The organism is Bradyrhizobium sp. AUGA SZCCT0176 (genome assembly GCF_018130145.1).
Taxonomy (GTDB): domain Bacteria; phylum Pseudomonadota; class Alphaproteobacteria; order Rhizobiales; family Xanthobacteraceae; genus Bradyrhizobium.
In genome coordinates this window covers 231,247-250,351 of sequence record NZ_JAFCMB010000003.1, presented here as the reverse complement: position 1 = coordinate 250,351, position 19,105 = coordinate 231,247, and the positions used below count along the sequence as shown (strand labels likewise).

General features: G+C 56.9%; 12 protein-coding genes and 1 pseudogene. 12 read left to right on the top strand and 1 reads right to left on the bottom strand.

Annotation, left to right across the window (positions count from 1 at the left end):
• Positions 1-607: 607 nt before the first annotated feature.
• A pseudogene (locus JQ600_RS09430) lies at positions 608-1,453 on the bottom strand (aldehyde dehydrogenase family protein); the annotation flags it as partial.
• Positions 1,454-1,882: 429 nt separating this feature from the next.
• Here JQ600_RS09430 and JQ600_RS37550 point away from each other — a divergent pair.
• The 12 genes from JQ600_RS37550 (at position 1,883) to JQ600_RS09370 (ending at position 19,062) form a co-directional block, all read left to right on the top strand.
• Complete coding sequence (locus tag JQ600_RS37550) at positions 1,883-2,260, top strand: hypothetical protein (RefSeq protein ID WP_409410651.1); 378 nt, start codon at positions 1,883-1,885, stop codon at positions 2,258-2,260.
• 109 nt (positions 2,261-2,369) lie between these two features.
• Positions 2,370-3,215: an IclR family transcriptional regulator C-terminal domain-containing protein gene (locus JQ600_RS09420; RefSeq protein ID WP_249135819.1), complete on the top strand. Its 846-nt coding sequence runs from the start codon at positions 2,370-2,372 to the stop codon at positions 3,213-3,215.
• A 718-nt stretch (positions 3,216-3,933) separates the two neighbouring features.
• Entirely contained in the window at positions 3,934-5,100 is a 1,167-nt protein-coding gene (locus JQ600_RS09415) for a cytochrome-c peroxidase (RefSeq protein ID WP_249135776.1), read from the top strand.
• Between the two features lie 23 nt (positions 5,101-5,123).
• Positions 5,124-5,456 carry a plastocyanin/azurin family copper-binding protein gene (locus tag JQ600_RS09410; protein WP_212489812.1) on the top strand — a complete coding sequence of 111 codons (333 nt, stop codon included), beginning with the start codon at positions 5,124-5,126 and terminating at the stop codon, positions 5,454-5,456.
• A 35-nt stretch (positions 5,457-5,491) separates the two neighbouring features.
• Positions 5,492-8,212: an EAL domain-containing protein gene (locus JQ600_RS09405; protein WP_312017248.1), complete on the top strand. Its 2,721-nt coding sequence runs from the start codon at positions 5,492-5,494 to the stop codon at positions 8,210-8,212.
• A 114-nt stretch (positions 8,213-8,326) separates the two neighbouring features.
• Positions 8,327-9,283 (top strand): hypothetical protein, encoded by a 957-nt coding sequence (locus tag JQ600_RS09400; protein WP_212489811.1) that lies wholly within the window; start codon positions 8,327-8,329, stop codon positions 9,281-9,283.
• A gap of 645 nt (positions 9,284-9,928) precedes the next feature.
• A complete protein-coding gene (gene hchA / locus JQ600_RS09395; RefSeq protein WP_212489810.1) occupies positions 9,929-10,804 on the top strand; it encodes a glyoxalase III HchA in 876 nt (291 codons plus the stop codon).
• 735 nt (positions 10,805-11,539) lie between these two features.
• Positions 11,540-13,510 carry a methyl-accepting chemotaxis protein gene (locus JQ600_RS09390; protein WP_249135818.1) on the top strand — a complete coding sequence of 657 codons (1,971 nt, stop codon included), beginning with the start codon at positions 11,540-11,542 and terminating at the stop codon, positions 13,508-13,510.
• A 704-nt stretch (positions 13,511-14,214) separates the two neighbouring features.
• Positions 14,215-14,865, top strand: coding sequence for a DsbA family oxidoreductase (locus JQ600_RS09385; RefSeq protein WP_212263279.1), 651 nt, complete (start codon positions 14,215-14,217; stop codon positions 14,863-14,865).
• Between the two features lie 191 nt (positions 14,866-15,056).
• A complete protein-coding gene (locus JQ600_RS09380) occupies positions 15,057-16,034 on the top strand; it encodes a nitronate monooxygenase family protein (RefSeq protein ID WP_212263280.1) in 978 nt (325 codons plus the stop codon).
• Between the two features lie 331 nt (positions 16,035-16,365).
• The gene (locus JQ600_RS09375; RefSeq protein WP_312017247.1) at positions 16,366-16,959 is read left to right on the top strand and encodes a TetR/AcrR family transcriptional regulator; all 594 of its coding nucleotides are present in this window, start codon (positions 16,366-16,368) and stop codon (positions 16,957-16,959) included.
• A 195-nt stretch (positions 16,960-17,154) separates the two neighbouring features.
• Positions 17,155-19,062 (top strand): propionyl-CoA synthetase, encoded by a 1,908-nt coding sequence (locus JQ600_RS09370; RefSeq protein ID WP_212489809.1) that lies wholly within the window; start codon positions 17,155-17,157, stop codon positions 19,060-19,062.
• Positions 19,063-19,105 lie beyond the last annotated feature (43 nt).

Genomic DNA, 19,105 nt, shown 5'->3' with positions numbered 1-19,105 from the left:
AGAGGGTGAGCGACCCGCACTACTCGATCGGCGAGGACGAGGCGTTGGTGCGGCCAGATGTCAGCGATCACCTCAGGCAACACCAATACGCCGACAATCATGGTTGCGGATGGAGGGTCGCAGTTTTGTGATGTCCCCCTTCCTGCTGACAGTTACTGATCCCGGTTTGAGATCGGCTTACGAAGTCTCACTTTCATCATCGCCGCCGCTGAAGATTCGTTGGGTCTGATCGCGGCGCATTTGCTGACGCTCAACGTGCTTACCGGAATCCTGGTCCATTTTCGGTAAGGGGCCCAGCCTCTGGCTGGGCCTAGTAACTCTGGCCGAGAGGAAACACCAAATACGCCAGAGGGAATGATTTGGAAGCGCGACCACAATGGTTGCGGGGCCATGCTGCGAGCGATGGCTCAGGATCGATTGGATTGGCAAATCTTGGATACCCGCCCTGACGCAGGCTTCGGTCCTGCGACGCGCGAATGAATCATACTAGACTCGCGAAGCTGGACCCATGGCATCTCGTTGATTGTCCGTCCGGCGCTTCTCTTCATCCTGCGCGCGCGCATCAGGGGCGGACCCTTGCGGAGTCCGCCCCATCAGTTCCGAGAAGTCAGAGGGCCATAGTGACGGCCTTAGTCTCAAGATAGTTCTCGATCGCCTCGGCGTCATTCTCGCGACCCCAACCGGACTGCTTGTAACCGCCGAACGGCAGGACGGGATCGAACACATGGTGGCAGTTGAGCCAGATGGTGCCCGCCTTGATGCGCTTTGCCATCTTGTGCGCGACGCTGGCGTTCTGCGTCCAGAGGCTCGCGGCCAGGCCGTACTCAGTGTCGTTGGCTTCAGCCGCCAATTTGTCGAGCTCGGAGTCGTCAAACGCTTGCGCTACGACGACCGGCCCGAAGATCTCCTCCCGCACGACTTTCATCGCCGGATTGGCGTTGGTCAGGATTGTGGGCCTAAGGAAGTAGCCGTCGCTGCCGGTGACCCCTTCGCCGCCAGCCTGGACATGGGCGCCTTCGTCGCGGCCGGACTGCACATAACCGGTAACACGCTTTAACTGCGTGGCACTGACGAGTGGACCCATCTGGGTTGAGGTATCGAGTCCGGGTCCCACCCTGATCTTCGATGCCGCATCCCTCACGCCCTCGATGAGCTTGTCGAAGATGCTCTTGTGCGCATAGATGCGGGTTGTTGCCACGCAGACTTGGCCCTGGGCAAAGAAGCTGCCAAGTGTGACACCGGGGATGGCACGGTCGAGATCGGCGTCCGGGAAAACGATTGTCGGCGCTTTACCGCCGAGTTCCAGCGTGACGCGCTTCAGGCTGCCGGCCGCCGCTTTCACGATCAGCTTGTCCACTTCGGTCGATCCGGTGAACACGATCTTATCGACCTGGGGGTGCGCGGCGAGCGCGGCGCCCCCTGTCTCGCCATAGCCGGTCACGATGTTGATGACACCTGCGGGGAAATTTTAGGGCAGCCGTGCCGGATAACCATGCACGCCAACGCATCGCCAGCTCCGCGGTACCGATAGCCAGCCTGTGCACCGCCGAGCTGTCACCCCCCTAAAAAAGAAGGGGAGACGACGCGACAGATGCTCCTCCGCGCAACAAAGAAATGGCGAGATACGTGTGGACTCGGAGCGCATGGTCGGGGCGCCCGTTCGGCGAGCGGTGAAAAGTGTATGTGCGCATCACCGCAACAACGCGACGGCTCGCGTGGTCGCGCTCTCTCCCCTGACGCTCGATTCGGTCGAATATCTTGCTGCTATCGGTCGAACTTCCGACCTGCACAACGTTGGGCACGCGCTATCGAGAAGGAAGAGTCACGGTGAGTTGGAGTTCTTTGTCTGTCTGGTACCATTCATTTTGGATCAACCGGAGCTATGATCGCTCCTGCTCGCGTAGTTAAAGACCTAAGAGCAGTTGCAGCTATGTGGATCAGATTCGGCCACCGGCACTTCGTAACTTTCAGTGTCGTCGTGCAGGAATTGCTGTGGGCACGTGTCGGCCTCAAGCAGCGTGCGTCTCGCTCACATCCGGCTGTAGCGGGATTTTCCTGGACCGACCGGCTTGGTCGAACAAACCTATTTGCCGGCCGTCGTCAGGGATACAATAGGAATGCTGCGCCGCGGATCGCCCTGTTGTCAGACACCAATTCAGGGATGCTTCGGCTTCTTGCCAAGGCTGACGGGTTTGCCGTCATTAGCTCAAATCTTGGAATTGTGCGTCCTGGCGATCGAGTCGATTGGTTTTCATTGTGATCAACTCAAAATGGAAAGTGGCGATCATGGTGTCAACGTCGCCTCCTGCTCCACGTGTCAATTCTAGTTCCATGACTGGGCCCGGGTTCAGCTGGATTACTCCATCTTGATGCGAGGAACGATATTGCCGGGTGGAGACGACGAAAACGCAGCGAACTTGACCAAAAGCGGTCCGCCAGAAGAGCGCAAAAGACAGGCTGCAGATCCGAATTTCATGATGTCGCTCGCGCGAGGGCTCATCGTTATCCAGGCGTTGAACCAGCAGCGTCGCGCACTCTCGGCTTCGCAGATCAGTCAAAGGACCGGGATCCCGCGTGCCGCGGTTCGCCGCTGTCTCCTTACTCTTATGCATCTTGGCTTCGTGGCATCGGAGGACGAGCGCTGCTATACTCTACGGCCTCGCGTCTTGTCATTGGGGTATGCATATCTAGCTTCATCGCCGCTCGGCAAGGTCGCGCAGCCGATCCTCTCGAACGTACGCAATCGGCTACAGGAGACCGCATCCATAAGTGTGCTCGACGGTGATCAAATTCTCTGCATCGCTCGCTCACCTGCCAATCGTCTGATGACGACCAACCTTGACGCCGGAGGCCGCCTTCCCGCCAGCTGCACATCGATAGGACGCGTACTAATCAGCCAGTTCAAAGACGAGGCTATCGATTCCTACCTCGACTCGGTCAAGTTGGTCGCCCACACATCGAAGACAATCGTCGACGTAGCTGCGTTAAGGGTGGAGTTGATAGAGATCCGTCAAAAAGGATTTTGCATAGTCGACGAGGAATTGGAGATAGGTCTTCGATCCCTCGCCGTTCCGGTCATCGATGAGGCTGGTGCGGCCATCGCTGGCTTGAGCGTTGGAGTTCACACCGCGCGGGTTTCGGTAGCGGATTTGATTGATAGCTTCCTGCCGGTGCTAAAAGAAGCTGCGGTGGAAGTCGGAATGCTCGTGCGCTGATATGAGCTCCTCGCTCTGCTTGTCCTTGTCGATCCGCCCCGCCTCGTCAGTTGGTTCGATTATCGCACCGAAAGTTTCCGTCAGACTGACGTCCTCATTTTGAGGAAAATAGCGCTGTCCTTACATTGTCCCACCTCAGGATCACAAACTTAAGAAACAAAAAATCACGGCGCCGACAGGAAGGACTAGTAACGTAGGCAACTATGACGATGATCATGATAATGAACATCGCCATAAGAGATCTTGCCGATGCGTTCCATCTTCGGCTCTGTCGTTGAGCTGGCCTCCACAGGCGTTTGCGCAAGCGATCGTCGATGGACGGCTATTTGTCGGAGCCCCATTCTGAACGCTTAGAAGCGACCCGGTCAGGCGCCGTCTCCTAAGTGGGACCCAGAACTAGATTGGCTCGGGCGCAAACGTCACCGCGACGCATGCGGAAGTATGGCGTAGCTGCGGACTCTGCTGTGCGATAATCGCACAGTAATTGTCGTATTGACCTCTGGCGTAGGCTCCACTGCTGCCACCCAACCACAATCATTTTACCTTTTTCTATCAGTCTTAAGCACGCATTGTCCGCCTCCTCTATCATTCTCGTATGCTGCGGTGACGGACATCAGAATGCTCGAACTGTTGTAGCGGCAATTGATTTTGGTTGCAGATCGCTGCACCGAATTTAAATGGGTGTTTCGCTATGTCGAAAAGCAGAGGAGCCTCCGTGTTGGCGCGCAGCAGCGTGCGGGGCGTTCTAACCATGATGATCGGAGCGCTGCAATCGTCAGTTCGTGAGCATTCGCGAGGTGCGAGCGCGCGCGGGTTTCGCCGGTCAGTCCTATTCAGTTCCGCGGCCGCGACGGTTTTCGTCGGGATCATCGGCTGTGCAAGCATCACCTTCGGTGCTGCAATCGTCGGACGAACCCGCCACGTCGGGTTGAACCCGCAACCGGCAATGGAGTTGGATGTACTGAAGGCTAAGTATCGACGTCCTGCGTTTATCCCATTTCCTCGAGAAAATCCGTACACGCCAGAGAAGGCTTCGCTCGGAAAACGTCTCTTTTTCGATACGCGTCTCTCTCTCAGTTCATCGCAATCTTGCGCGAGCTGTCATAGTCCAGGTTTTAGCTGGGGCGACGGGTTGTCGGTTGGCGTTGGTCACGGAATGGTAAAACTCGGGCGTCGATCCCCCAGCATCGTCAATACAGCATGGGCAACGACTTTCATGTGGGACGGCCGGTGGGAAAGCCTCGAGGAGCAGGCGCTCGATCCGATTCAGTCTGCTGGCGAATTGAATATGCCGATTGAGCGGCTCATGGATCGACTCGCATCCGTCGCGGGTTACAAGCTTCTCTTCGCGGCAGCGTTTCCCGACGAGGGAATGAATCCGAAAACGCTCGCAGATGCAATCGCGACCTACGAGCGGACGGTCGTCTCAGATCATGCGCCCTTCGACGCTTGGATCGAGGGAGCCGAAGGGGCGATACCCGAACAGGCCAAGCGTGGCTTTGTCATCTTTAATACCAAGGGACGGTGCGCATCTTGTCACGAGGGCTGGAGCTTCACTAATGACGGCTTTCATGACATTGGCATTCCTAGTGACGATCCTGGACGTGCACGACAGCTGCCTCAAATCACCAAGATGAATCACGCTTTCAAGACGCCCGGGTTGCGTGAAATCGTTCGGCGAGGTCCGTATATGCACAACGGTTCGATCGCAACACTCGAAGAAGTGGTCGAACACTATGATCAAGGAGGAATCGATCGGCCCAGTCGATCCGACCTTATTGGGCCGCTCGGGCTTACGTCGCAGGAAAAAGTCGATTTGGTCGCCTTCCTTAGCACATTGACCAGCAATGCCGCTGCGACCACCGTGCCAGTCCTTCCTCGCTGAAGTCAGGTAACAGGGATTATCCAATGCCTAGGCTTGCTCTGGTCGCCCTTTCAATTGCTGGCGTGGCTCTTGGCGCCCTTTCGGCCGTGGCACTTGTTGCAGACCATACGGTTCACCAACAAGGACGGAAATTCTCCTTTCAGAGTGCCATCATCAAGAAAGGTACGCCACTCACTTTCGTGAACGACGACACCGTGCCCCACAACGTGGCGTCGACCACCAAAGGGAACGAGTTTGACCTCGGATCGCAACCGCCTGGTGCGTCAACGGACGTGACTTTCACGGAAGCTGGAGAGGTACAAGTGATTTGCGCGATCCATCCGCGGATGAGAATGATGGTTAGTGTGAGAGATTAGTCTTTACAGCAGATGTGATGTTCGGAGTACACGCAGTGTCTATTCGATACAAGTTCTTCGGTGTGTTCAGCGTCGTCATTGCTATCGCCTGCGCACTGGCATTGTACGGAATGTGTAGCATCTCCGTGATGGGGAATTACGTTATACGCCTCTACGACGGGCCTCTCCAAGCTGTCAATCATGCGCGTTCGGCGCATGCGGAATTGAACGAAGCGCGCCGGCTCATGCAATTCAGCCTCGTCGACCGGATGCCGAGGGACAGCGGCGCCAAATTTGAAAGAATACTTGCTAGTATCGCGGATGAGTTGGAAGTGGTCCGCGAGCGGGTCGATGACGGTAACGTGAGGTTGGCGCTACAGCGAGCCGAAAGCCGGCTTCGCGATTGGTCGGAAACTGAGATGAGTATCCTCAGGCCTCCATCCGGCGGGCTTACGATGGTTCCAACAGCCTTCTCTATCAGACAGAAAGAAGATGCTGCGGCTGCGGCGCTAGACGACCTCGTGGAAACCGTTGCCGCATATGGCTTCAAGCTTCGAATGGCTGCCGAGGCCTCTGTGGCGTCGACGACTGCCAACATGTTTGCTCTCGCTACCAGCGTGACGTTCATCAGCCTAATTGTCGCAGCAGTTTTTGCGTACTCTATGACCAAACCGATCTCCGCGGCGATGCAGGTTGCGGGACGAGTAGCTGCGGGCAACTTCGTCGACAGGATCGAAGTGCGGCGACGCGACGAACTTGGTCAATTATTGAGATCTCTTGCCGTCATGCAGGCGAGATTGGAGACGCGTTCTGACGAGGACCATGCTCTGATGGCATCCAAGGAGCGCCTGACGAGAATGCTCGCCGCGCTCAGCGCGACGAATGAAGCCATTGTTCGAGCAAAGACCCGGACCGAACTGTTTGAACTGACTTGCGAAGCTGCCGCGAATGGAGCCCAATTCACTTGCGCGACCATCGCGTTGGCTGAGCCTGGAAGCGACTTTCTTCGCGTCGTCGCGGCGAGCGGACCAAGGGCGAAAGCGGCAAGGGCGTTGAAGGTCGCGGTTTCCCCCGCGTACCCCGAAGGTCGGGGACTGACGGGTACGGCATTTCGTACCAAGCAGGCATGTATCAGTAACAATTATCTGGCGGACCAGGAACGGGGTGCCTTTCATGACATCGTTCGCCGCGCCGGCTCTAAATCCGGAGCAGCCTTGCCGTTGCTTAGCCGCGGTCACGCGGCCGGCGTGCTCCTTTTCATGGCGGCGGAGGAGGGGATATTCACCTCGGAATTCGTCGAGCTCTTGGAACGGATGGCCACGAATATCTCGTTTGCACTGGAGAATTTCGATCGAGCAGATGAAAAAGCAATGGCCGAAGAACGGATCGAGCACCTGGCGACGCACGATGGCCTAACGGATTTGCCGAACCGTACGATGTTCAGCCAACTGCTGAATCACTCAGTAAAGGTGGCAGAACGTCAACAGCGACCATTCGCTCTTCTCTTCATTGATCTCGACAGGTTCAAAATTATCAATGATTCGCTCGGCCATGAAGCGGGGGACGCGTTGCTGGTGGAAATGGCCAAGAGGCTTCGCGGCGGCTTGCGTGCGAACGACGTCGTTGCGCGGCTCGGCGGTGACGAGTTTGTGATCCTTTTGAACGAAGTTGCCGAGCAACAACATGCTGCAACGGTGGCGCATCATCTTTTATCGATCATCAGTGAGCCTCTAGAACTTGGTGGACATGAGTGTCGAGTAACCGCGAGTATCGGGGTTGCCATCTTTCCTAAAGATGGCAACGATGAGCGCGATCTTATGAAGAATGCCGACAGCGCAATGTATCTCGCCAAGCAAGAGGGCAAAAATCATGTACGGCATTTTTCGAACGAAATCAAAACACAGTCTGTCGATCGCCTGATGATGGAGGCAGGCCTGCGCCGCGCGCTCGATCGGAATGAGCTTTGTCTGCACTACCAGCCGAAACTAGACATTGCGGCAGGACGCGTTGTCGGCGTCGAGGCGCTGCTGCGGTGGATGCATCCGGATTTCGGGCTCTTGCCTCCCTTACGTTTCATTCCGTTGGCGGAGGAGACTGGCCTGATCGTTCCAATTGGCCGATGGATTATGCGAACGGCTTGTGCTCAGAACGTCGCTTGGCAACGTGAGGGGCTTCCTCCGATTTCCATGGCTATCAACGTCTCGCCACGGCAGTTCTGCGACGAGAATCTTCTGCGGGATATCGATGACGCCCTTGCTGCCAGTGGAATGGAGCCACAACTGTTGCAGATTGAGGTCACGGAGAGCATGGTCATGCTCAATATTGAACGAGCTGTTCACTTGCTTGAGTCGATTCGGAGTCGCGGCGTGCGGCTCGCAATCGACGATTTTGGCACGGGTTATTCTTCGATGTCCGCAATGAAGCGGTTTCCCATCGATACGATCAAAATAGATCGTTCTTTCGTTCGTGAGTTGCCCCACAACCCGGAAGACAGGGCCATCGCACGGGCTATCATCAATATGGGCAAAGCTCTCGGGCTGACGATTGTTGCAGAAGGCGTTGAGACGATAGAACAGATGGAGTTCTTACGCGAGCAGGCTTGCGACGAAATTCAGGGCTTTCTGATCAGCAAGCCTGTTCCTCCAGAGAACGTCACTGCTCAATTGTTGCTTCCGACCCTCGCTTCTCCGAACTTGCAAATGCAGTGCACGGACTCCTCAGTGATACAAGAGCTTGCGCCGTTTAAGCCGGCTTTAAGCTCTAGCCGAATATCCTAGCCACGTTGGTGCATGGCTTGCGAGATATTCAGAATCTGAAGAACGACATCTGCTTTTCTCGATAATCGAACTCCATTGGACCAAATGCCATGGGAATGAGAGAAAGGAATCATGATGAGTCAGTCCGCCAAACCACTGCACGTTGGTGACGAGTCAGCGTCGTCGATTCACGCTATCACTCCTCCTCCCGGGAGGTCGATGGACGTCGGGGCGACAAGCCGCGCAGCTATTCAGACCTGGACGGGGAGGGCTATCGGCGAGCAAATTCATTCGAAGGCGCTTAATGCGGCCTATCGGCAGTGGCTTTTCCATAAGGCAAGTCGGCAACCACGCTTACGCGATATGTTCGTGCAGTCGTCGAATGCGTTCGTCGACACGCTGCTGAATCTCAGGGTCGGGAACGACCATCTCGTCGTCGCCCAGAGTGAAAGCTACATCGCAAACTTAGGAAGAGACTTGCGCGGAACGTTAGCTTCCGAACTCAAGTTCGCTACCGCCAATAGTCTGCGCGAGCTTTTCGACGACTGTCTCGCCAGAATGCAGCCGACTTATGCGCGCTATATCTCGTCGCTGTCCGAAAGGAACGTTTATTGGGAGACGCTGATCCTGCCACTTGCTGCCGAAGCGCACTGCGAACCGGTGTTCACCAAGTGCTACATGGCGTGTCTCAGTGAACAGGTTGACGTCCTTCAAATCCTCTATGATCGATCTCCGGTCGGCATCGTTGCAGCGGTCCCGATTAGGAACGGTCTCAACAAGACCGATGATGCCCGCATTTTGACCATGAACACAAAGGCCCGGCAGATCTTGAAGCAGGACAGGGGCACCAACGAGTTTCATTCGGTCGGAGAAATGATTCGGTTCATCAGCAACGGCTTGCACTGGACTGGGATCAACAGCTCTTCGGAAGATCATCTGACGCGCATCGATTATCGAGATCCCGCCGGCGAGGAGTTTTCTCTGACCATTGAATTGATTAATCAGTTCGTTTTGGTCAGCATCAATGAGCGTAGTCGGCCGGAGCCCCGCGTCACCGGCCGCTTCGCGCGCCTGCTGGGATTTGCCAGTTAAGCTCGTTGTTGGCCTCGCAAAGCTCAATATGGCAGGCTTTGAAACGTGCCGTGGATGCGGCATCTAACATGCTGCAAGCCGCGTCTAATCACTGAGCCGCGACGAGATGTGCGAGGCAATCTGGCTCAATGAGTTCTGGAAGCTCATTTGATCATACCGAGCGGCGGTTGAGTGTCTTCCAGTCGTCGATCATTCTCCTAATGGGCGGTTAGACCTAAACTGTTTGTACCTACGCAGCTCATGGCGAGCGAGCCGATATACTAGCAAGGTGCAAGGCCTTAATGAAACGCGGATCTGAAGTCCTAAAAGTGATCGATACCGTCTATTGCTTAGCGTTCCTCTTGAAGCAAGAAGGCAGATGTCGGAGGACGAGGTTCTGATGATCAAGGAGCCGCAATCTGTGAGCGACAGCGCTACTGGGCCAAAGAGACTCCCGATCGTATCGCTTTCGTTTACGAGATGGAGAAATAGGAGGGTGAGGCAAAAGGCGCGTTTCGCCGTACCGGCAGCGGGTCATGATTTCGAGCGGCTCTGATTGTTGGGGCCGCGCATCCGAATTGATTGAGGGAAACGCCTCATACGTGGGATTTCAACGGGCTTGTAGGATCGGACTATCGCAAGTGGAAAACGATGGAGGACATCACAATGGCTGAGAAAACGGAAGACAAGCGCCCAACACCGGATGTTGCTGAAAATAATGCATTCTTTCCTTCGCCTTACTCATTGAGCCAATTTACGTCGGCCAAGTCGGACCTCGACGGAGCGGACTATCCGAATGCTTACCGCGGCGGCAAGTGGAAGATATTGATGATTGCTGCCGACGAACGCTATCTTCTGATGGACAATGGAACGATGTTCTCGACTGGAAATCATCCCGTCGAAACGCTGTTGCCGATGTATCATCTCGATAAGGCTGGCTTTGAGTTTGATATTGCCACTTTATCGGGCAACCCGGTCAAATTCGAACTCTGGGCGCTACCCCGGCAGGACGAAGCTGTTATCGGCTTTTATCAGAAGTACATCAACAAGCTAATGAGTCCGCTCAAACTGTCGGATGTCGTTGAGAAGAATCTCGGTGACAATTCGAACTACATTGCGGTCTTTATTCCTGGTGGCCACGGCGCGCTGATCGGAATTCCGAAGAGTCTGGACGTTAAGACAACCCTGAAGTGGGCGATGAGCCGGAACAAATATATCATCTCGCTCTGCCATGGCCCAGCTGCCTTTCTCGCTCCAGGCGTGAATGAAGCGAAAGATGATTATATCTTTAAGGGCTACAAGATTTGCGCATTCCCTGATGCCATCGACAAGAAGACTCCGGAACTCGGTTACATGCCAGGCCAGATTCCATGGATGTTTGGCGAGGAGCTTAAGAAGCTGGGTGTCGAGATTCTGAACACCGAAATTAATGGCCAGACGTTTCAGGACAGAAGATTGATTACCGGCGATAGTCCGTTCGCGGCCAACAATGTCGGCAAAGCGGCCGCTAAGGCGCTGCTTGCCGAGGTTGGTCAGAGTTAAGCCGTCATGCGGGAGCGGCATTAGCGATGATGCCGCACGTGCGATCCCGCGAGTGTGGTCAACCGTGCAATTGCCGACATCCTGGCGCTTTACGAAGCCGGCACCGATCTGCAACGTGATCCAGGAATCCGATCGCGCAAGGAGCGATTAAGAATGTACCCAACGTTCACAAAACCGTGCAGCTACGTTTGGCATGATACGTCGTATTGGTAAAACTATGATCTGCGGAGGACGGTTCCGTTTAGCCAAACGCTAATGTCAGCCGCTCCTGCATCGGCTGGTCATCGTGTTTGGAGATGACCATCATCTGAATAAGTAATTATTCCTCGCTCGTTTCTTCGTATACGATCAAGCCGTGTGGTGTGTTACGCACGCTTCGAGCGTGCTCGTTTTCTCAAATCTTGAGTCTATCAGTGACGCTGCCAAACATGCGCAGCGCATGCACCGAGGCGCGTGAAGGCAATCTTTATCATTGTGCGATAACTAACATCCGAGCCGGATCAGTCGGCGCGCTATGATCTCAAAGGTTTCACGATGCTCGGTAAATTCAAAATCTCGCTGAAGCTCATGTCAATAATTGGCCTCCCGATAGTGGACACCATTTCAGTAGCCGGCGTTGGTCATTCGGCGTTGAAGAGTAGCCTACTTGAGGATCGCAAGGATACTGTGGGGCTTAAACGTCGTTCCGGGTCGTGGCTATTGAACCTACCCGTCCTCCGATTCCGTGCAAAGATCATGCTCGGCTTTGCCGTCACATTGGCGATCTCGGGAGCCAGCATGGGCTTTGCCTTTATGGGCTTCGAACGAATCTCTGCGGGCGTCGCATCCTACCAACAGAGAGTGACGGAAGCGGATCTGGCGCGCAACATTGACCGCGAGCTAGTCTCCTATCGCTTGCTGGCGCGTTACTTCCAGGAAACAGGCAAGCAAGAAGATAGCAAAGCGGCGCTGGCAGCCGAGGCAAGCCTGAGAGACGCCATTCTCCAATCCATGAAGATTACGGTCAATCCGGCGCGGCTCGACCAGCTTACCAAGCTAGAGTGGGAATTCCGCACTTTCTCCAAGATTTTTGCCGAAATCGTGAGCATCAGGGAAGACAGCGCGCAGATCGCGCAGAACAAACTCACTCGCAGCGCTTTTTCATTGCGTTACAAGCTGGACGATCTCTCCAGTAAGGCCGACGATTCGGAACTACAGACGATTCAAGATGGCGTCAGAAAGGTAACTGACCAATTCCAAGCAGCCACGGCGCTTGCCAACATGTTCGTGGCAAATGCCGACAAGACCGTCGCGACCAGCGCAATGGCGCGTCTTAAGTTCGTCGAAAAGTCACTACGCGCCGTCTCGTCAAAGAATGAGGGGATCAATCAAGGTTTAAACGAAACTTCAGCTATGCTGGAGGATTACCGGCAGGCCCTCGACAAACTGATCGACAATGCGAAGGAAATCGACCGGCTGAGCGTCGAAATGACGGGAGCCGCCGCTACCATCAGTCAAGGTTCGATCGCGATAAAGTCCGACTTGCTCTCCGACCAGAAGCGCCTTGAGTCGGAGTCGCAGGGGACAATCAGAGAAACAAAAGACCTGATTTTGATGCTCGCTGCGGGCGCCTTCGTGCTCGGGTTGATCTGGGCCTTCCTGCTCGGCAATGGTATCTCCAGGCCAATCGCGTCCATGTGCCTTGCGATGCGCAAGCTCGCGGCCGGCAATTTCGAGGTCGTCCTGCCCGGTCTAGGCCGTAAGGATGAGCTGGGCGAGATGGCAGCCGCGGTCGAGGAGTTCAAGCTCCAGGCGGTGGCGAAGGCCGAGCGCGACGCCGCAAATCAAGAGGCGCGGAATAAGGCAAGCGCCGCGGCGCGCCGTGCCGAATTGATCCGCTTTGCTGACGAGTTCGATACAGCGGTAGGCTCGATCGTGACTAACGTGTCGGCTTCGGCCGTGCGGATCGAGGGTGCGGCCGGTACATTGACGCAGACCGCGGACACCACACGGACTCTATCAAGCCAGCTGGCGGGTGCTTCCGAGAAGGCCTCCAGCAACATGCAGTCGGTGGCTTCCGCCATCGAGGAGCTCTCCGTGTCCGTCAACGGGATCGGGCGGCGTGTCAACGAATCAAGTCGGATTGCGGATCAGGCCGTGCGACAGGCGGAACAGACCGATGCGCGCATCGGCAAGCTCTCGGGGGCAGCGGAGGAAATCGGCGACGTGATCAAGCTTATCACGGCGATTGCCAAGCAAACCAATTTGCTGGCACTGAACGCGACGATCGAGGCCGCGCGCGCCGGCGAGGCAGGGCACGGCTTTGCCGTGGTGGCATCGGAGGTGAAATCGCTTGCCAGCCAGACAGCGCGGGCAACCGATGAGATTTCCAATCATATCTCAGGCATGCAGGCGGCAACCCAGGATTCAGTTGCCGCCATCAAGGAGATCGGGGGCACCATCGGCCAAATCTCTAACATTGCGACGACTATCGCGCGCGAAGTAGAACAGCAGAGTTCTACGACGCAGGAGATTACTCGCAGCGTGCAAAACGTCGCGCAAGGCACGCAGGAGGCCGCCACCAGCGTCATGCTGGTCAATCGTGGCGCCACCCAGACCGGCTCGGCGTCGGAGGAAGTGCTGAATTCGGCGCGTTCTTTGTCCGCCGAAAGCACGCGACTCCGCGAAGAGCTCGACCGCTTTATGGCGAATATCCGCGCGGCTTAGCCGCAACACCACGGGCGATGTCAGAAACGGATCAAGGCCGAACGTTCGGAGTATTTCCGCTACTGGCCGATTATGTTGAAAAACTTGGCTGCTGAAATCGGGATGGATCGCTGATTCATTCCATCCCGTCGGGCAGGAGGTTGGAATCGATGATGGAGCCGGAGGTTGACCCGGTGGCGCTGTCTATGAGTTCTCACGATCGACCGCTTCGTTGAGTCGTCAGACGTTCGGGGCCACTTGGCGACATCTTGCAACTCACTGGTCGGCGTTCGATTGATCCAGGCTTCGGTCTGGCGATGTCGCGGGCGCTTTCGTGGATCGAGCGCGGGACCTTCCGGGCGAGCATCTTCGGCGACAACGTGGCTTGAGCTCGCAGGTGTCGCAGTCACGTTTGATGGCCGCGATAGAGCAGGGTAGTCCACCTCATTTCGGATGGAATACGCCGTCCGAGTTCGCCTTCACGTGCCACCCGCGCCGGGAGCTGGCGCTGCGCTATGCCGAGGGCTCCGCGCCAGCAAAACTTGGGGGCAAGGTCAGTGTCAAGCTGGCCGACAGTGAGGCCGCGAGCCGCATGATTGTTCCGATATGCGAAAGAGTGCCTTCCTGCCAGCGGCTGTTCATCCGGTGGTTAAGTCGCCCCATCTTCCCCATAAGTTTAGGGGGTGCCTGGCGTGCCCAAACGTCACCAAGCGAGTAGCCTTTCCATGACAAATACGGTCAAAATCGACTTTATATCTGATGTGTCATGCCCCTGGTGCGTCATTGGGTTGGGAAACCTGGATGCTGCGCTGAAGCGCTTCGAGGGGCGATTGACGGCCGACATCCATTTTCAGCCCTTCGAACTCAATCCGGGCATCCCGCCGGAGGGTGAGAGCCGTTTCGACAACGTGGCACGCAAATACGGCGTCGGGCGCGAGCAGGCGATCGCGAACCGTGAACGCCTACGCGTCCTGGCCGCGCAAGTGGGCTTCGACATGGTGACTACCGACGAAAGCCGGTTCTACAACACATTTGACGCGCACCGACTGCTGCACTGGGCCCGGATCGAGGGACGACAGGAAGAGCTGAAGCGCGCGCTGCTCGCCGCCTACCATACCAAGATGCAGAATCCCGGTGACCACGATGTGCTCGTGGCCGCTGCTGAATCTGTTGGCCTTGATGGCGCTGCTGTGCGCGATGTGCTCACCTCAGGACACTACGCCGACGAGGTGCGCGACGCCGAAGAGAAGTGGCATCGAGCGGGGATAAGCGGCGTTCCCGCCGTGGTGGTCAACGATCGCTACCTAATCACAGGGGCCCAGCCGCCGGAGGCGTTCGAGCAGGCCATCCGCAGGGCCGTCTCCGAAGTCGCCTGACCGTGCGGCGCTGTCCATCGCCCCGACCAAAGCCCCAGAATATTGGGCCGACTCACATCGGATGATTTTTTCTGCCTAGCTTGCGTGAAAGCCGTAGACGAGGTGAGGCACCCGGACGGCTCCTCTCGCGTTGACCCGTGACGCCTACAAAGGTTGACTTCCTGTCAGCTACGGAACCGAAGGAGAAAATAATGGCCGTAATCGAGACAGCCCTAACAAGGTTGCTGCAGATCAAGCATCCGATCCTGCTCGCTCCCATGGGCTCGGCATCGGGAGGCAGGCTCGCAGCCGCCGTAACGCACGCCGGCGGTTTGGGGATTATCGGTTCTGGATATGCCGACAGCGTAGCCATCAAGAAAGGACTCACCGAAGCCGGCAATGCGCGCGTTGGTATTGGTCTCGTCACTTGGGCGCTCGATGAGAGGCCGGGGGCCCTCGATGCGGCCTTGGCAGCGCATCCGCCAGTGCTCATGCTCTCATTCGGCAGTCCCGTGCCCTTTGCCGACGCTATAAAGCGAGCCGGCTGTCTATTGATGTGTCAGGTCCAAACGCTGGCTCAGGCCAAGGAAGCTGCCGTATCTGGAGCTGACATTATCATTGCCCAAGGCCGCGATGCCGGCGGCCACGCCGGCATGACGCGAGGAACGATGGGTCTCGTTCCAGCGATTGTGGATGCAGTCGGCCCCATCCCTGTTGTCGCCGCTGGCGGAATTTCAGACGGCCGCGGACTTGCAGCCGTCCTCGCTTTAGGCGCCGCTGGGGTACTGATGGGCACGCGCTTTGCGGCGTCAGACGAGTCACTCTGGAACGGTGCCATGAAGGACCGGCTGATCGCGGCCTCCGGAGATGAGACGGAGCAGACCAGGATATTCGATATCGTGCGCGGCTCTGCCTGGCCGCAACAGTATCCCGGCCGCGCCGTTAAGAATGCGTTCCTAGACAAATGGCAACAACGGGAAGAGGAACTCCGCTTGGCGCGGCCCGAGGAAGAAAAGATTTATATGAATGCTGCACCAGATGATCTCTCCATCCGTGCCGTCTGGGCCGGCGAGGGCGTCGACTTGGTGCGCGATCGATTGCCCGCCGGCGACATCGTCGAGCACATCATCGCGCAAGCAATCGAGGTACTACAGCGTGGCGCGACCATCGTGAGAACCAGCATCACATAACGCTGCGACGCGTGCCAACATTCACGTATGAGCTGCAGCGCAGTCAATCAAATCCGACAATTCTCGCCATCGAATCGCGGTGCCATGGCTTGGGATCTCGCTGGCGGGCCAGGCTGTTGAAAAACGACATCGGCGGAACGGACGCTACTGAGCGACCGCCTCGGCTCATTGCTCCTCTTTGAGAAGCCGCGCGCTGCGGCTTTCGCCCAACGCTCCTATTGTATCCGCGAGACGACCGGTCTATTGTTGCCTGATGGGATCAGTCGTACACATTAAGCGTCGCCCGGGACGACCACCAAAGAACGAAGGCGTTTCGAACGAGTCGAAAGCCGTGCTGCTGAGAGCAGGTGTCGAAAAGCTGTGCGAGTTCGGCTTCTCTGCCGTCGGTCTCGACGAAATTCTGAAATCGGCCAATATCCCTAAGGGATCATTCTATCATTATTTCAGCAGCAAAGAGGCATTCGGGTTGGCGTTGGTCGACGAATACAACAGCTTCTTTGTTTCGAGGCTGGAAAAATACCTTAAGGATCGAAACCTACCTCCGATGCAGAGGTTCGATAACTTCATAAGATCTGCGCGCGACGGTATGGCGAAGTACGATTTTCGTCGCGGATGCCTTGTCGGGAATCTTGGCCAAGAAATGGCATCGCTCCCAGGCTCCTTCCGTCAAAGGCTCATAGATGTGTTCGAGCTATGGCAGAAGAGGATAGCCGAATGCCTGGACGAGGCTCGGTTGCGCGACGAGATTCCTCAGCGAGTCGACTGCCGCCAGATGTCCGAGTTTTTTTGGATCGGGTGGGAGGGCGCGATTTTGCGGGCGAAATTGGAGCGCAACGCCGTCCCTCTAGACAAGTTCGTCGACGGATTCATGAAAACGGTTGGTCGGAAAAACTGGGATGGAAGCGAGTATCGGCCGGTCACGTGAGGCGTAGACGGGAATGGGCGCTCGACGCCATCAGGGCTGCTCGTTTGGCCAAAGCCCGAGACTTTAATCGAAACATGCGGCGCTCAATGTCCAACCAAAGGCATCCCAGCCGGCAAGCGGCTGGGCAGATGCCGCATGGCACCAACCGCCGACAACGATGTCGCCGTGCAAAGAATGACTGGGGAGGAGAGGGGCATGGCATCGGACTATCATGAGCTCTACGCCAATTGGAAGCTTGGTCCTGAATCATTCTGGGCCGAGGCGGCGCATGGAGTTGACTGGTTCACCCAATATGACAGGGTTTTTGAACCTGGGGTCGGCGTTTACGGGCACTGGTTTCCAGGAGGAACCTGCAATACCTGCTACAACGCCGTGGACCGGCACGTGGAGGCAGGGCGAGCAGACCAGATCGCCCTTATCTACGACAGCGCTATTTCCGGCACCGTCCAAAAATTTACCTATGCGCAGTTGAAGGACGAGGTGACCGCGCTTGCAGCGGTGCTGAGGCGCATCGGTGTTCGCAAAGGTGATCGAGTTGTCATCTACATGCCGATGATCGCTGAGGCTGTTTTCGCCATGCTCGCGTGCGCGCGTCTGGGCGCAATCCACTCGGTCGTTTTTGGTGGCTTCGCCGCACGCGAGCTCGCGACCCGCATCGACGATGCGCAACCTAAGGCGATCATCTCGGCTTCCTGTGGCCTCGAGCCCAACCGCACAATCGCCTACAAACCGCTGCTGGATGGCGCAATCGACCTTGCCCGACATAAGCCTTCGCATTGCATCGTCGTCCAACGTGAGCAGCTGAGCTGTGACCTCATTGATGATCGCGACATCGACTACGCCAAGGCCGTCGCCCAGGAAAAAGCGGCGCGAACCGACATAGAATGCGTTCCGGTCGCATCGACCGACCCCCTCTATATCCTCTACACGTCAGGGACGACTGGCCAGCCAAAGGGCGTGGTTCGTGACAACGGCGGACACATGGTCAGACTGAAATGGTCGATGCAAAACGAATTCGGGATCAAACCGGGAGAGGTATTCTGGGCGGCTTCGGACGTCGGCTGGGTCGTCGGACACTCGTACATCGTGTATGCGCCGCTCGTGCACGGGTGCACGACAGTCTTGTTCGAGGGAAAGCCCGTAGGAACGCCGGATGCTGGAACGTTCTGGCGAGTCATCGCTGAACACGGCGTGGTAGGGCTGTTCACCGCGCCAACAGCGTTCCGCGCCATCAGGGGGCAGGATCCCGCCGGCGATCACATCCGAAAATATGACATCTCGACGCTGAGGGCGCTTTTCTTGGCGGGCGAGCGCGCCGACCCCCAGACAATCAAGTGGGCGGAAAAGCAACTAGGGGTCCCGGTCATCGACAACTGGTGGCAGACCGAAACAGGCGCTCCAATCACCCATAATCCGCTAGGGCTCGGCGCGTTGCCGATAAAATACGGCTCCCCTGGCGTCCCCATGCCTGGGTATGAAATCCGAATCCTTGACGATGCGGGGCACGAGACGCCACCCGGGACCCTCGGCAATGTGGTGTTGAAGCTCCCTCTGCCGCCTGGTTGCCTGCAGACTTTTTGGAGGGCCGACAGCCGCTTCCGGCAAGCTTACCTCGATGAATTCCCCGGTTATTACAAAACGTCCGACGCCGGCCTCGTCGACGGGGACGGTTACGTGTTCATCATGGCCCGTACAGACGATATCATCAACGTTGCCGGCCATCGCCTTTCGACTGGGGCAATGGAGGAGGTTCTCGCGGAGCATCCGGACGTTGCCGAATGCGCGGTGATTGGCGTCGCCGACGCAATGAAAGGCCAGATCCCCCTTGGATTCGTCGTGCTGAGCGCTGCGGCGTCGCGCGATGCGGCGGTGATTGAAAATGAGGTCATGCAGATGGTGCGCGACCGTATCGGCGCAGTGGCGGCATTGAAGACGGTCGTGACCATCAAGCGCTTGCCCAAGACTCGTTCCGGCAAGATACTGCGCGGGACCATGCAGAAAATCGCCGACGATGAGGAATGGAAACTGCCCGCCACTGTTGACGATCCAGCCGTCTTCGACGAGATCGCCGAGACGTTGAGAGCTCGCGGGATCGGAATCTGACCACATTGCCAAAAGAGGTCACTTCCGACGACGCGGCGGGCGC

What these genes read in the sequence shown, in the direction of transcription:
- JQ600_RS09400 (WP_212489811.1), top strand. Translation starts at nt 8,327, where the DNA reads ATGAGTCAGTCCGCCAAACCACTGCACGTTGGTGACGAGTCAGCGTCG.
- JQ600_RS09390 (WP_249135818.1), top strand. Translation starts at nt 11,540, where the DNA reads ATGCTCGGCTTTGCCGTCACATTGGCGATCTCGGGAGCCAGCATGGGC.
- JQ600_RS09380 (WP_212263280.1), top strand. Translation starts at nt 15,057, where the DNA reads ATGGCCGTAATCGAGACAGCCCTAACAAGGTTGCTGCAGATCAAGCAT.
- hchA (WP_212489810.1), top strand. Translation starts at nt 9,929, where the DNA reads ATGGCTGAGAAAACGGAAGACAAGCGCCCAACACCGGATGTTGCTGAA.
- JQ600_RS37550 (WP_409410651.1), top strand. Translation starts at nt 1,883, where the DNA reads ATGATCGCTCCTGCTCGCGTAGTTAAAGACCTAAGAGCAGTTGCAGCT.
- JQ600_RS09410 (WP_212489812.1), top strand. Translation starts at nt 5,124, where the DNA reads ATGCCTAGGCTTGCTCTGGTCGCCCTTTCAATTGCTGGCGTGGCTCTT.
- JQ600_RS09370 (WP_212489809.1), top strand. Translation starts at nt 17,155, where the DNA reads ATGGCATCGGACTATCATGAGCTCTACGCCAATTGGAAGCTTGGTCCT.
- JQ600_RS09385 (WP_212263279.1), top strand. Translation starts at nt 14,215, where the DNA reads ATGACAAATACGGTCAAAATCGACTTTATATCTGATGTGTCATGCCCC.
- JQ600_RS09420 (WP_249135819.1), top strand. Translation starts at nt 2,370, where the DNA reads ATGCGAGGAACGATATTGCCGGGTGGAGACGACGAAAACGCAGCGAAC.